14 protein-coding genes and 1 pseudogene are annotated in these 13,545 nt (G+C 60.2%); 8 read left to right on the forward strand and 7 right to left on the reverse strand.

Going from position 1 to position 13,545, the window contains the following annotated elements:
- The first annotated feature begins 78 nt into the window (after positions 1-78).
- The 3 genes from ACYZUD_RS17660 to ACYZUD_RS17670 all read left to right on the forward strand — a co-directional run bounded on the left by ACYZUD_RS17660 (position 79) and on the right by ACYZUD_RS17670 (position 3,029).
- Complete coding sequence (locus ACYZUD_RS17660) at positions 79-1,026, forward strand: ornithine cyclodeaminase family protein (protein ID WP_462019457.1); 948 nt, start codon at positions 79-81, stop codon at positions 1,024-1,026.
- Positions 1,027-1,184: 158 nt separating this feature from the next.
- Positions 1,185-2,312 (forward strand): NAD(P)/FAD-dependent oxidoreductase, encoded by a 1,128-nt coding sequence (locus ACYZUD_RS17665; protein WP_462019458.1) that lies wholly within the window; start codon positions 1,185-1,187, stop codon positions 2,310-2,312.
- Between the two features lie 90 nt (positions 2,313-2,402).
- Positions 2,403-3,029, forward strand: a complete 627-nt coding sequence (locus ACYZUD_RS17670) for a helix-turn-helix transcriptional regulator (protein ID WP_462019459.1) — start codon at positions 2,403-2,405, stop codon at positions 3,027-3,029.
- Between the two features lie 125 nt (positions 3,030-3,154).
- Here the strand turns inward: ACYZUD_RS17670 and hmpA are convergent, their stop codons facing one another.
- Entirely contained in the window at positions 3,155-4,336 is a 1,182-nt protein-coding gene (hmpA, locus tag ACYZUD_RS17675) for an NO-inducible flavohemoprotein (protein WP_462019460.1), read from the reverse strand.
- A 149-nt stretch (positions 4,337-4,485) separates the two neighbouring features.
- Here hmpA and norR point away from each other — a divergent pair, with 149 nt between their 5' ends.
- From norR to ACYZUD_RS17700, 5 genes are all read left to right on the forward strand, one after another.
- Positions 4,486-6,036 carry a nitric oxide reductase transcriptional regulator NorR gene (norR, locus tag ACYZUD_RS17680; RefSeq protein WP_462019461.1) on the forward strand — a complete coding sequence of 517 codons (1,551 nt, stop codon included), beginning with the start codon at positions 4,486-4,488 and terminating at the stop codon, positions 6,034-6,036.
- A 216-nt stretch (positions 6,037-6,252) separates the two neighbouring features.
- Entirely contained in the window at positions 6,253-7,155 is a 903-nt protein-coding gene (locus tag ACYZUD_RS17685) for a chemotaxis protein CheV (RefSeq protein WP_008147551.1), read from the forward strand.
- 27 nt (positions 7,156-7,182) lie between these two features.
- Positions 7,183-7,641 carry a GNAT family N-acetyltransferase gene (locus ACYZUD_RS17690; protein WP_462019462.1) on the forward strand — a complete coding sequence of 153 codons (459 nt, stop codon included), beginning with the start codon at positions 7,183-7,185 and terminating at the stop codon, positions 7,639-7,641.
- A gap of 177 nt (positions 7,642-7,818) precedes the next feature.
- Positions 7,819-8,145 (forward strand): hypothetical protein, encoded by a 327-nt coding sequence (locus ACYZUD_RS17695; protein WP_462019463.1) that lies wholly within the window; start codon positions 7,819-7,821, stop codon positions 8,143-8,145.
- A gap of 83 nt (positions 8,146-8,228) precedes the next feature.
- Complete coding sequence (locus ACYZUD_RS17700) at positions 8,229-8,978, forward strand: YkgJ family cysteine cluster protein (protein WP_462019464.1); 750 nt, start codon at positions 8,229-8,231, stop codon at positions 8,976-8,978.
- Here ACYZUD_RS17700 and ACYZUD_RS17705 read toward each other — a convergent pair.
- The 6 genes and pseudogenes from ACYZUD_RS17705 to ACYZUD_RS17730 all read right to left on the reverse strand — a co-directional run bounded on the left by ACYZUD_RS17705 (position 8,975) and on the right by ACYZUD_RS17730 (position 13,511).
- Positions 8,975-10,069, reverse strand: coding sequence for a methyl-accepting chemotaxis protein (locus ACYZUD_RS17705; protein ID WP_462025059.1), 1,095 nt, complete (start codon positions 10,067-10,069; stop codon positions 8,975-8,977). The genes ACYZUD_RS17700 and ACYZUD_RS17705 overlap by 4 nt on opposite strands.
- A 207-nt stretch (positions 10,070-10,276) precedes the next feature.
- Positions 10,277-10,558 (reverse strand): annotated as a pseudogene (locus ACYZUD_RS17710) (PAS domain-containing protein); the annotation flags it as partial.
- A gap of 148 nt (positions 10,559-10,706) precedes the next feature.
- Positions 10,707-11,849 (reverse strand): transporter substrate-binding domain-containing protein, encoded by a 1,143-nt coding sequence (locus ACYZUD_RS17715; RefSeq protein ID WP_462025060.1) that lies wholly within the window; start codon positions 11,847-11,849, stop codon positions 10,707-10,709.
- A 141-nt stretch (positions 11,850-11,990) separates the two neighbouring features.
- Positions 11,991-12,248: a hypothetical protein gene (locus ACYZUD_RS17720; RefSeq protein ID WP_008026610.1), complete on the reverse strand. Its 258-nt coding sequence runs from the start codon at positions 12,246-12,248 to the stop codon at positions 11,991-11,993.
- Between the two features lie 263 nt (positions 12,249-12,511).
- A complete protein-coding gene (locus ACYZUD_RS17725; protein ID WP_462019465.1) occupies positions 12,512-12,919 on the reverse strand; it encodes a hypothetical protein in 408 nt (135 codons plus the stop codon).
- Positions 12,882-13,511 carry a nucleotidyltransferase domain-containing protein gene (locus ACYZUD_RS17730; RefSeq protein WP_462019467.1) on the reverse strand — a complete coding sequence of 210 codons (630 nt, stop codon included), beginning with the start codon at positions 13,509-13,511 and terminating at the stop codon, positions 12,882-12,884. The genes ACYZUD_RS17725 and ACYZUD_RS17730 overlap by 38 nt, the downstream gene beginning before the upstream one ends.
- Between the last annotated feature and the right edge of the window lie 34 nt (positions 13,512-13,545).

A 13,545-nucleotide genomic window follows, 5' to 3' on the forward strand; every position in this document is an offset into this window, starting at 1 on the left:
TTTTCGCCTGGATATTGTTCGAGATAACTAAAAGTCCATAATGGACAAATTAGTTTATTTCAGTGCCCGGAGCCGACCATGTCCAGTACGCCCTACGTGATTACCCAACCTCAGGCCCGTGAGCTGCTGGCGCAGGTCGACGTGCCACAGATCCTGCGCAAGCTGTTCCGCGACCTGGCCGCCGGGCAGGCGGTGCAACCGGCGCAGCAGCTGGTGGAGTTTCCACAGGGCGCTGGCGACTTCATCAACTACCTGGGCGTGCTGGCCGAAGACGGTGTTTACGGGGTCAAGACTTCGCCGTACATCGTGCGCGAACGAGACCCGCTGGTCACTGCCTGGACGTTGCTGATGTCAATGCAGACCGGCCAACCGCTGCTGCTGTGCGACGCCGGTGAACTGACCACCGCACGCACCGCCGCAACAACCGCGGTGGCGGTCGACGCCCTCGCCCCGCCAAGCGCCCGACGCCTGGCGATCATCGGCAGCGGCAAGGTGGCCCAGGCGCACCTGCACTACGTCAAGAACCTGCGTGACTGGCAGAGCATCAGCCTCTACTCGCCGAGCCTGGGCGACAAGAATTCTGAAGAGTTGGCACTGCTCAAAAGCCTCGATCCACGCCTGACCATCGTCGACACTCGCGACGCAGCCGTTCAAGACGCCGATGTGATCATGCTTTGCACCTCGTCCGCAGGACCGGTAATCGACCCGTCCAGCTTGAGCAAACCGGCGCTGATCACCTCCATCAGCACCAACGCGCCCCGTGCCCATGAAGTGCCGCCGCAGAGCCTAAACGACATGCAAGTGTTCTGCGATTATCGTCTGACCACCCCGGGCTCCGCAGGCGAGATGCTGATTGCCGGTGAGCAACATGGCTGGGACAAGAACGCGATTGTCGGCGACCTGCCCGATCTGCTCAGCGAAAAAGTGCAGCGCCCCGGCTACGACCGTCATGTGTTCTTCCGCTCCATCGGCCTGGGCCTGGAAGACATCGCGCTGGCCAATGCCATCTACCGCCTGCAGCACTAACCCCACCAAACCCTGTAGGAGCTGACGAGTGAAACGAGGCTGCGATCTTTTGATCTTGCCTTTAAAGCAAAGTCAAAAGATCGCAGCCTCGTTTCACTCGTCAGCTCCTACAAGGGATCACCACAAAATTCGGCATTTACGCCCCACAGGAGACGTTCATGAGCCAGGCAGATTTCATCATCATCGGCGGCGGGATTGCCGGCGCTTCCACCGGCTTCTGGCTGTCGCAGCACGCCCGAGTGATTGTGCTCGAACGCGAATCCCACCCGGCCTACCACTCCACCGGGCGTTCGGCCGCGCTGTTCACCGCAGCCTATGGCACACCGCAGGTCCGGGCGCTGACCCAGGCCAGCCGGGATTTCTTCGACGCCCCGCCAGCCGGCTTCTGCGAACACCCGCTGCTGACCCCGCGCGGTGAGATGACCGTGGACTTCACGGGCGATCCCGCCGAGCTGAACAATCAATACCTGAGCGCCAAGGCCACCGTGCCGGAGATGCAACTGCTCAGCGCCGACGAAGCCTGTGCACGCCTGCCGATCCTGCGCCGGGAAAAAGTCCATGGCGCGATCTACGACCCGACGGCCAGCGATATCGATACCGATGCCCTGCACCAGGGTTACTTGCGTGGTATCCGACGCAATAAAGGTGAAGTGCACACCGACAGCGAAGTGCTGAGCCTGACCCGTGATGCCGAGGGTGTGTGGCAGGTGCAAACCAGCGGCCAGACGTTCAGCGCCCCGATCATCATCAACGCGGCAGGCGCCTGGGCCGACAAGATCGGCGAGCTCGCCGGCGCCACGCCGCTGGGCCTGCAACCCAAGCGCCGCGCGGCATTCATCTTCGCCGGCCCCGAGGGCGTGGACATCCACCATTGGCCGATGCTGGTCAGCCTCGACGAATCCTTCTACATGAAACCCGACGCCGGCATGTTCCTCGGCTCACCGGCCAATGCCGACCCGGTGGAACCGCACGACGTGCAGCCCGAAGAGCTGGACATCGCGATGGGCATCTACCAGATCGAAGAAGCGACCACCCTGACCATCCGCCGTCCGACCCGAACCTGGGCCGGTCTGCGCAGTTTCGTGAGCGACGGTGATTTGCTGTCCGGTTTCGATCCGCAAGTGCCGGGTCTGTTCTGGGTCGCGGCACAAGGCGGTTACGGCATCCAGACGTCGCCGGCCATGGGTCAGGCCAGCGCCGCACTGGTATGCGGCGAAGCCTTGCCCGAGCAACTCACGCGTTTCGGTCTGGACGCCGGGATGCTTTCCCCCGCTCGCCTGGCCTGACCTTCGCCCTCAGGTGACGTGTCGATACGATTGCGGCAAACTCGCAACGCCCTTTTTAACAGGGCGCTGACGTTGCCTGGAGTTCCCCTTATGAACGCACCTGAAAAAGACCCGGCCCTGGATAACTTCCGAGCGATCGCCGATGCCGTCGCCACGCTGTTCTTCCCCCATGCCGAGGTGGTGCTGCACGATCTGCGCACACAGAAGGTCGACTACATCGCCAACAACCTGTCGAAACGGGAAGTGGGTGACGATTCGGCGTTAGAGGACATGCTCAGCGACGATGTCAGCGAACGAAACATCGGGCCGTACGAAAAGCTCAATTGGGATGGTCAGAAGATTCGCAGCCTGAGCAGCGTTTTGCGCGACAGCGACGGCTACCCGCTGGCGGTGCTGTGCATCAATCTGAATATTTCACTGTTCGAAAATGCCAAAGCCGCTCTGGACCTGTTCCTGTCGCCGAGCAAGTTGATTCCGCAACCCGACTCACTGTTTCGCGACGACTGGCAGGAGCGGATCAACACCTTCCTCCACGCCTGGCTGCGCGAGCGTCAGCTGAGCCTGAACCTGCTGACCCGTGACCACAAACGCGAACTGGTGCTGGCCCTGCACGCCGAGGGCGCCTTCAAGGGCAAAAGCGCCTCCAACTACGTGGCGAACGTGCTGAACATGGGACGGGCGACGGTGTACAAGCATTTGAAGGAATTGAAGGGATGACACGCAGTTATTGTAGGAGCGAGCTTGCTCGCGATGATCGTCAACGATAACGCTGCAATCCTGACACCCCGAGGTGCTCTCAGGTTTATCGCGAGCGAGCTCGCTCCTACAATTGATTTGCGGGCTTATTCCAACGCCGAAGCCGGGCCGAAGAACTCGTAGCGGCTTTGCTTCTCCGGCACACCCAAGGCTTTTAGGTGGCGCTTCACCGCTGCCATAAAACCTTTAGGCCCCAGGAAGTACGCATCCAGATCGCGCTGCTGCGGCAACCACTCACCCAATTGTTCCTGACTCAACAACCCGACCTTGTCCGCTGCCGGGCTGACGCCATCATCTTCGGCGTAGCAATAGAAGCGCTTGAGTTGCGGGTGGCGCTCGGCCAATCCATCGATCCAGTCGCGGAAGGCGTGAACGCTGCCGTTGCGTGCGCAGTGGATAAAGTGCACCGGCCGCTCGGTCGCCAACGCTGCTTCGAGCATGGCCAGGGTCGGGGTGATGCCGACGCCGCCGCTGATCAGCACCAACGGTTTGTCGCTGGCGACAAGGGTGAACTCGCCCGATGGCGGGAACAGCTGGATGCTGGAACCCACGTGCAATTGGTCGTGCAGGTGATTGGAGGCACGCCCGCCAATCTCACGCTTGACGCTGATGCGGTACTGGCCTTTGTTTGCCAAGGCCGACAGCGAATAGTTACGACGAATTTCTTCACCATCGAGGATCAGTTTCATGCCGATGTACTGGCCTGGCTCTGCCGCGAGGATCGGGCCTTTGTCGGCTGGTTCGAAGTAGAAGGAGGTGATTTCCGCGCTCTCTTCAACCTTGGCCGCCACGATGAATTCCCGCGCCCCGCGCCAGCCGCCCGGTGCCTGTTCTTTCTGGTCGTAGATGCTGGTTTCGGCACCGATCAGGATCTCGGCCAATTGGCCGTAGGCAGCGCCCCAGGCGCTCATCACTTCGGGCGTGGCAATCTCTTCGCCCAGCACTTCGGAAATGGCTCGCAACAGGCAGGTGCCGACAATCGGGTAGTGTTCCGGCAGAATTTGCAGGGCCACGTGCTTGTTGATGATCTTGGCCACCAGATCGCCCAACTGGTCGAGCTGATCGATGTGGCGCGCATACATCAAGACACCGTTCGCCAGGGCGCGGGGTTGATCACCGCTGGCCTGGTGGGCCTGGTTGAACAGCGGACGGACCTCCGGATACTCGGAGAGCATCATGCGGTAGAAGTGTGTAATCAGCGCTTCACCACCGCTTTCCAGCAGCGGCACGGTGGATTTGACGATGGCACGGTCTTGAACGCTAAGCATAAGGGCGACTCCTGAGCTTTTATATGGAATACGCCTTACTTATCAGTTTCCATGCCAAGTATTAAATCGTTATAAATCAATAAATTAAAAACAATGTAGTCACATCGACACAGGCTACCTTATAGTCATACCGACTACACGGAGTCACTATGACTGCAAAATCCCTGCTTACCACCCTGCTGCCCCTGGTCTCCGACCTGTCCCGCGAACTTCCCGAAGGCGAGCGCTATCGACGCCTGCTCGAAGCCATGCGCGCCCTGCTCCCCTGCGATGCCGCCGCCCTGCTGCGTATCGACGGCGATTGGCTGGTGCCGCTGGCCGTCGATGGGTTGAGTACTGACACCCTTGGCCGGCGCTTCAAAATCAGCGAACACCCGCGTTTCGAAGCACTGCTCAGCAATCCGGGCCCGACCCGATTTGCCGCCGACAGCGACATGCCCGACCCTTACGACGGTCTGGTCGATGGCCTCGACGATCACCTGGAAGTTCATGATTGCATGGGCTGCCCGTTGTTTATCGACGAGCGCCCGTGGGGCCTGCTGACACTCGATGCCCTTGATCCGGAGCGCCTGGAACCGGTCGAACTGGACGCCCTGCAAGCCTTCGCCAGCCTGGCGGCCGCCACGGTCAACGCCGCCGAACGCATCGAACGCCTGGCCAATCGCGCTGAAGACGAACACCAGCGTGCCGAGGTTTACCGTCAGGCCAGCGGCCAGCAGAACCGCGAGATGATCGGCCAGAGCAAGGCTCACAAGCGGCTGGTGGAAGAAATCAAACTGGTGGGCGGCAGCGACCTGACCGTGCTGATCACCGGGGAAACCGGGGTCGGCAAGGAGCTGGTGGCCCAGGCCATTCACGCCGCCTCCTCTCGGGCCGACAAGCCGATCATCAGCCTCAACTGCGCCGCATTGCCGGACACGCTGGTGGAGAGCGAGTTGTTCGGCCACGTCCGCGGCGCCTTCACCGGCGCGATGAACGATCGGCGCGGCAAGTTCGAACTGGCCAATGGCGGCACGCTGTTTCTCGATGAAGTCGGCGAGCTGTCGCTGACGGTGCAGGCCAAATTGTTGCGAGTCCTGCAAAGCGGTCAGCTGCAGCGCCTGGGTTCGGATAAAGAGCATCAGGTCGACGTACGGCTGATCGCCGCGACCAACCGCGATCTGGCCGAGGAAGTGCGCAGCGGTCGCTACCGCGCCGACTTCTATCACCGGCTGAGTGTTTACCCGCTGCTGGTGCCGGCATTGCGGGATCGCGGGCGGGATGTGCTGCTGCTCAGCGGTTTTTTCCTGGAACAGAACCGCTCCCGCATGGGCCTCAACAGCCTGCGCCTGAACAGCGACGCGCAGGCTGCATTGCTGACATATCCCTGGCCGGGGAACGTACGGGAACTGGAACACTTGATTGGCCGCAGCGCGCTGAAAGCCTTGGGTAACTGCAAAGAACGACCGAAGATTCTCAGCTTGAGTGCGGCGGATCTGGATTTACCCAACGGCAGCGTTGAGATTGCAGCGCAGCAACCGGCCGCCGCTCCGCTGGCGCTGGTGTCAGGGGATTTACGTGAGGCCACCGAAAGTTATCAGCGTCAATTGATCAGCGCCTGCCTGGAACGGCACCACAACAACTGGGCGAGCGCTGCACGAGAGCTGGGCCTGGACCGGGCGAATCTCGGACGGATGGCCAAGCGGTTGGGCATGAAGTAGTCCGGCCTATGCCAAGATCGCAGCCTTCGGCAGCTCCTACGCCGATCGCGTTTCCCTGTAGGAGCTGCCGAAGGTTCGGGCCGCGTTCGGACGATCTTTTGATCTGCCCAGCATTGATTGAAGCTAAAGCCTGCCCCCAACAAGTCGATAACCCGGCATCGATAGCTGTTGGCGATCCTGAGATCGCCCACATCACCTTTTCCAGAGAAGGTTCTTATGTCCTCCAACAAAGCCCGCGCAGACTCACTCTCGCTTCTGCTGTTTACCTTGCGCAGCGGCAAGCTGATGGCGATCAACCTGCTCAAAGTCAGTGAAATCATCCCCTGCCCGCCGCTGACCAAGCTGCCGGAGTCGCACCCCCACGTCAAAGGCATTGCCACCCTGCGCGGCGCGTCGTTGTCGGTGATCGATCTCAGCCGCGCCATCGGCGAGCGGCCGCTGGAAGACCCGAACGGTGGCTGCCTGATCGTCACCGACGTCAGCCGCTCCAAGCAGGGTCTGCATGTTCAGGCGGTGAGCAAGATCGTCCACTGCCTGACCACCGACATCCGTCCGCCACCCTTTGGTTCTGGCGGCGTGCGCTCGTACATCACCGGCGTAACCTCGGTCGACGGCACGCTGGTGCAGGTGCTGGACATTGAAAAAGTCATCCACGGTATCGCCCCGGCGCAGATCGAGACGGCGCCAACCGAGCTGAGCATGGAAGACGCCGAGGTGCTGGGCAACGCGCGAATTCTGGTGGTCGATGACAGCCAGGTCGCCTTGCAGCAGTCGGTGCACACCCTGCGCAACCTCGGCCTGCAATGCCACACCGCCCGCAGCGCCAAGGAAGCCATCGACTGCCTGCTGGACCTGCAAGGCACCGCCCAGCAGATCAACCTGATCGTCTCGGACATCGAAATGTCGGAAATGGACGGCTACGCCTTTACCCGAACCCTGCGCGAAACCCCGGACTTCTCGCACCTTTACGTGCTGCTGCACACCTCGCTGGACAGCGCGATGAACAGCGAAAAGGCGCGACTGGCCGGCGCCAACGCGGTGCTGACCAAGTTCTCCTCGCCGGAACTGACCAAGTGCCTGATTGAAGCGGCCAAGGCGGTCGCCGAACAAGGTCATTGAGTCTTGGCCGAGGATTTTTGCTTTTTGATGCGGCGCAACCTCGCTGAGGCGGTGCCCGCGATCACATGGCCTCAGGGGATCGTCCTCAGCGAATGCCGCCCCGAACGGGCAGTAGACGTTCATCGTTTGATGGAACTGGGTTATCAGGAAGGTGGCGGGCGCGTGCCAGCACTGGATGTGTGGCAACAGCGGTTTGAAACCGACCCCGAATATGATCCGAGCCTGTGCTTCGTTGCCCAGGATGCCGAAGGCATCGTTGGCGTATGCCAGTGCTGGACCAGTGCCTACATCAAGAATCTGGTGGTGCATCCGCGGGTTCAGGGCCGGGGTTTGGGTCGTGCATTGCTGCTGAATGCTTTCAAAGTGTTTCAGCAGCAGCGCGAAGGTTGTGTGGATCTGAAGGTGCTGGAAGACAACCTTCGGGCGCAGCGGTTGTATGAAAGCGCCGGGATGTATGTGGTCCGCCGGGAACCGGTTCCGGCCTGACACATCGCCATCGCGAGCAGGCTCGCTCCCACATTTGATCTTCGTGCGACACAAATTTTGTGTACGACAAAAATCCACTGTGGGAGCGAGCCTGCTCGCGATAAGGCCCCACTACCCACATCAAACCATCAGGCATACTCCGGGTTCGGCCAACACCCGCCCAAGGATCCCTGAACCATGAAAGCTGTCACCCTGACCTTCCTCTGCCTCACCGCCCTCGCCACCCAGGCCCACGCCTCCAGTCCCGACGCCTGGGCCGCCTTCGACAAAGCCGTGCTCGCCAGTTGCACCAAAGCCAGCGGCCTGAAGGACGCCAAACCCGTCGGCAACGCCGCGCAGTTCGATGACCGGGTCGGCTACACCGCCCTTCTGTTGCAAGGCCAGTACCCGCAAAAACACATGAAAGGCCAGCAAGACACCGAACTGTGCCTCTACAACAAAAAAAGCAAAACCGCCTACGTGACCGAATGGGACTCCATCCGCACGCCCGCCAAATCCCGGTGAATGGCGCATAACTTGCTTTGACGCCAGGCATTGCGACGGCATTCTGTCGCCGTTTCGGGCCCTCACATGCGACTGACCGTTCAATGAATACGACGTTTTCCTGCGTAGGTTGTGGCAAATGCTGCAATGATCATCACGTACCCCTGACCCTGGCCGAAGCCCGTATGTGGGCGGCCGATGGCGGTCAGGTGATCGTGCTGGTGGAAGCTTTCCTCGGCAATGGCCTGGGCCTGCCCGTGCTGCAACGTGAACATGCCGAACGTCGTTCGGTGGTGGTGCAAAGCGGCGCCTGCGAGGCGTACGTTGCAATCACTTTTGCGGCTTACAACGTGGGTTCCTGCCGGAATCTTGACGAAGACAACCTCTGCCGCATCTACGAACGCCGGCCGCTGGTATGCCGCATCTACCCGATGGAAATCAATCCGCACATCCCCCTGAACACTGCCGTGAAGGAATGCCCGCCCGAGTCGTGGGAAAAAGGACCGGATCTGATCATTGGCGGTGAACTGGTGGATCAGGAACTGGCAGAACTCATCCAGCGCTCCCGTCAGGCGGATCGCGATGATATCCAGGCCAAGGATGCGATTTGTGCGTTGCTGGGGATTCGGACGACAGCCCTGAAGGGCGATGGATTCACCGCGTACCTGCCGGACATGATCGCGTTTGCCACGGTCATCGATCAGGTTACGCAGCAAACGCTGACGGGGTCGGGCAGTGACTGGCAGTTCCATGTATCGGGTGACGATATCGCCGGACAAGTGCTGGCGGCCGGTGCGCAAGTGGCCACCGAGACACCGCTGAACTATGCGTTTATTTCATTGCGGGCAGCTTAACGGTGCTCGCGCCAAAACTCCTGCGCCAACAACCGCAAGTCCCCCGCCAGCCCCGCCACATCTTCGGAGTTGGCCTGGCTTTGCCGCCCTTCATTCACCGTGACCTCGCAGGCTGAGCGGATACTGATGATGTTGCGGTTGATGTCTTCGCTGACCGTGCTCTGCTCTTCCACCGCGGCGGCGATTTGCACGCTCATTTCGGTGATCTGACTGACCCGCTGACTGATGCCCTCCAGCGCATCGGCGGCGCGCTGAGCCTGATCGACGCTGTTTTCCACCTGTTCACTGCTTTGCTGCATCACCACCACCGCGTCCCGTGCACCGGTTTGCAAGGTGCTGATCATGCGCTGAATCTCGTTGGTCGATTGCTGGGTGCGCTGGGCCAGGCCGCGCACTTCGTCGGCCACCACCGCAAAACCACGTCCGGCATCCCCGGCGCGAGCCGCCTCGATGGCCGCGTTAAGGGCCAGCAGATTGGTTTGCTCGGCAATGCTGCGAATCACTTCCAGCACCCCGGAAATCTCGCTGCTATGGCCTTCCAGCTGATGAATCACCTCGGTGGCACGCGTCAGTTCCTCAGCCAGTCGCAGGACCGCTCGGCGGCTCTCACTTACCAGTTGAAGGCCTTCACGGGTTTCGCTGCCGGCCAGATCGGCGGCCTGGGATGCCTGCTGGGCATGGCTGGAAACCTGCGCCACGCTGGTGGTCATCTGGTGGATGGCCGCGGCCACCTGATCGGTTTCGGCCTGCTGGGCCAGCGTGCTGCTGTGACTGCTTTGCAGGTGCTCGACCAGTTCCGCCGCATGCCCGGCCAAGCGCTGCGACGCATCACCGATGCGCCCCACCACCGCGCCGATCTGGGCTTCAAGCATCTGCAAGGCAAACTCGACCTGACCGAACTGATCCCGGCGACCGGTGTAAATGCCCTGGCTCAACGGGTTATCGGCAATCTGCCGGGCGCGCTCGGTCAATGCCGTCAGCGGGCGCAACAACATCCCGACACCGATGGCCGTCAAAGCACTGCCCACGACAAACGCCAGCACCCCGAAAACCTGTGAGGTGGGGCTCAGCCACGTCTCGACGCCCACCACACAGGCCAACACCACACTGAACAACGCCGACACCTTGAGGTTCAGACCGAGCACAGGCAGTCGCTGCAACAGCGGCACCCGACCACTGCGAAGTTGTGTGTAGGCTTTTTCCGCGGCTTCGATCTGCCGAACCGAGGGCCTGGTTCGAACCGACTGATACTCCACAGCCTGACCATCCTGTGTCACTGGCGTGGCGTAGGCGCTCACCCAATAGTGATCGCCATTCTTGCAACGATTCTTCACCAGCCCCATCCACGAACGGCCACTTTTAAGGGTCTGCCACATATGGGCGAAGGCCGCCGCCGGCATGTCCGGATGGCGCAGCAGGTTATGCGTGGAGCCCAGCAATTCCTCGCGGCTGTAGCCGCTGATCTTGATGAAGTCGTGGTTGGCGTAGGTGATCGCGCTGGTCAGATCGGTGGTCGAGAGAATGTTCGCTTCTGCCGCAACGTCAACGTTACGACCGGTCACCGGGAGGTTGATCTTCATGGAAAGCGCGCTCGTTTTATGGAAAGAGTCGGCAGGGTTGCTGACTCTAAGCGCACTGACTCCACAAACGTTGATCTGGCTCAGGCAATGAGCACTTAGCCATCACCCAACGGTTGATCAAGGAGGGTGATGGCCCTACAGGGAAGGATCAGACGGTGGCGACCGCCAGGCATTCGACTTCCACCCGAGCGTCCAAAACCAGTTTACTGGCGGCGAAGGTGGTGCGTGCAGGCATTCGGTTCTGCGGGAAATAGTTGCGGTACACCCTGTTCATATCTGCGAAGTCGTTGATATCGGCAAGAATGATCGTGCATTTGGCCACATGCGCCAAGGACGAACCGTTACGTTGTAGTGCGCCACGCAGGTTCTCCATGGTCTGGGTCATCTGCGGGACAATGCCGCCCTCGACCAGCTTGCCATCGGCACCCGACCCGAGCACGCCAGACAGATAGAGGGTCTGGCCGATTTGCACCGCTTCGGAGAATGGGAGGTTTTCTTCAGCGGGGAAGTAGCGTGGCGAATCTGGCGCTGCGTCCGGGAAGTAGCGCTCGATGATCGCCTGGTACGGGCCATTTTGCATGATTCGCTCAAGGGCCGCATTCAGGTCATCGCGCAATGCGGTGTCGGTTTTGCGCACGGCCATGGCCACGCCACTGCCGAGCATCGGATCCATGAGAGCGGAGCCGACAAAGGCAAACGCTTGCCCTTGAGGCTGACTCAACAAGGCCAGGTTGATTTCAATCGAGTCTTGCAACGTGGCATCGATTTCACCCGCTAACAGGCTGTCGATCAAATGATTGTTGAAATTGAAACTGCGCACCGTTACTCCTGCCGGGGCCCAGCGTGCTTTTGCGAAAGCTTCGCGACTGGTGCCCGCCAGGACACCGATCCGTTTGCCCTTGAGTGATTGCGCGTCCGGTTGCAGCTTCGAGCCCCCGCGAGCCACCAGGTGACTACTCAAGGGATACAGATCGTTGGTGAAATCGATCCGCTCGCGACGCGCGGGTGTAGCGGTCATCGGCATGATGACATCAAATTTCCCGGCTTCCAGCGCATGGATGTTGGTGGCGTAGTCCTGATCGACCCAGACACAGCGCGCCTTGAGTTCGGCACACAGCGCATTGCCCAGCTCGATGTTCAAACCGACCAGCTCACCTTTGTCGTTTCGACTCTCGAAGGGTGGAACCAGCGCTTCGACTCCGAAACGGATCTGTGGATCGACCGCAGTCGAGACACACCCGGTGGTCAGAACCACCAGCGACAAAGCAGAGAGGATTTTTACCAGCGACATTTCGGTGACCTTCATCAAGCATTCAGGGACATGAATACTTCACGAGTGGCCACCGACGTTTCCAGAGGACGAATCGCTCATCCTTGTGAGAACCGTCTCAGTCTCAGAAAGAACTTTTACCGGGTAAAAAGCGCCGGACGGTCAGCGTTTGCCCATCGAGCGACGAGTGCCGGGAGGCGCTGCACCGGGGGTCTTGGTGTGGCCGTTCTTGGCGCCGTTCTTGTACCAGGGCTGGCTGGCGGTTTTCGCAGCGGCCAGTTCACCCGGTTTGAACGGGAACTTGAACGCCGGGATCGCGGCTTTGGTTTCGCTGTCTGCGCTGGAGTCGACGCTGTCTGGCAGGTCTGCCTGGTCGTCGCTCAAGGCGTCGGCAACCGGCGGTTGTGTCGGGGAAGTCATGAAAGCTCCGGGTGATGCAATAGAGTCGGGCCCGGTCAGCGAGCCGCGAAAGGCGGCAGTATACCTGTCTCGGGAGCTGCAAGCTTCAAGCCCCGAGCGAGTCCGTCGGGTTTTGTAGCGACTGCCATCGCGAGCAGGCTCGCTCCCACAGGGGTTCGGCGTCGATCACAACCGATCCAGTGTGGGAGCGAGCCTGCTCGCGATGGGACCAATGCAGGCAGCAGCTATTTGGGGCAGACTCGCTATCAGAGTCCGGTCAGCCGTTATTTCACGCAGCTCAACAATTGCGATGTGCTCTCCACCAATTGCGCCAACAACGCTTCATCCTCATCCATATAACCTTCGTACTCCGCCAGGTTGCGCCGCTCATGGCACAAGGCGAATAGCCGAACCTGCACTTTGCTCACATCAGCTGTATGAACCAGGCACTGGAACACCAGATATCGTTTATCGGAACGGTAGCCACACAAACGCAGGGCCGTGAGCGCCATGGCATGGGCAGCGTTGTAAGCCAGATCGAATCGACTCGCGAAAGACAGCGAAGAAGCTTGCGCATCATTCAGACGATCGACAGCCGAACGCATCAACCCTTCGCACTCCTTGCGATCCGGCGGCTCGGCTTTGAGTCCACCGCTACGTAACAGGTTCTCCAGATTCTCGTTGCTGCCCATCCTTGGACTCCAAAGGGTTTTCTCCCATCAGGTTGATCTTGTCCTGCTGCGCTACCCGCACGACAAAACTGTTTTCAGCAGCCAGTTTCGCCCCCCAGTCATCGAGGGTGTAGAGCGTGGGGTTGAGGGTGCGGCCCAATTGTTCTTCCACAGGTATAAGCCGCTCCATTACCTCACTGTAGTGCAGGCCTTCACCGATCAGCATGAGATCAATGTCACTGGATGCGTTTGCCTGACCCTTGGCGATGGAGCCATACACGAATGCCCAGATGATCTGCTCTGAAAATGTCTGGAGAGCTTGACGCAGAGGCTCGGCAATGCCGAACGTTTTGCGGGCGATGCCCAACAGTTCGGCATAAATCGGACAGGCAGGATTGGCCTGGTAGTGAGTCTGGTTGCCCAGCCGGGTCATGGTCAGTATTCCCGCGCGCTGCAACCGATCCAGCTCACGCATCAGGTTGCCTTTACCGACTTGAGCCCAGCGAGCGATCTCGTTGGCGTAGAAACTTTGGTCAGGTTTGCCGAATAACAGGCCCAGCACTTTTTGCTGAGTGGCCGTGAACAAGGCTTCGCTGAGAGAAAGGTTTTTCACAGTGACAACCAATAAGTCCCAAAAAGGGAACGAT

The organism is Pseudomonas sp. XS1P51, assembly GCF_054897845.1.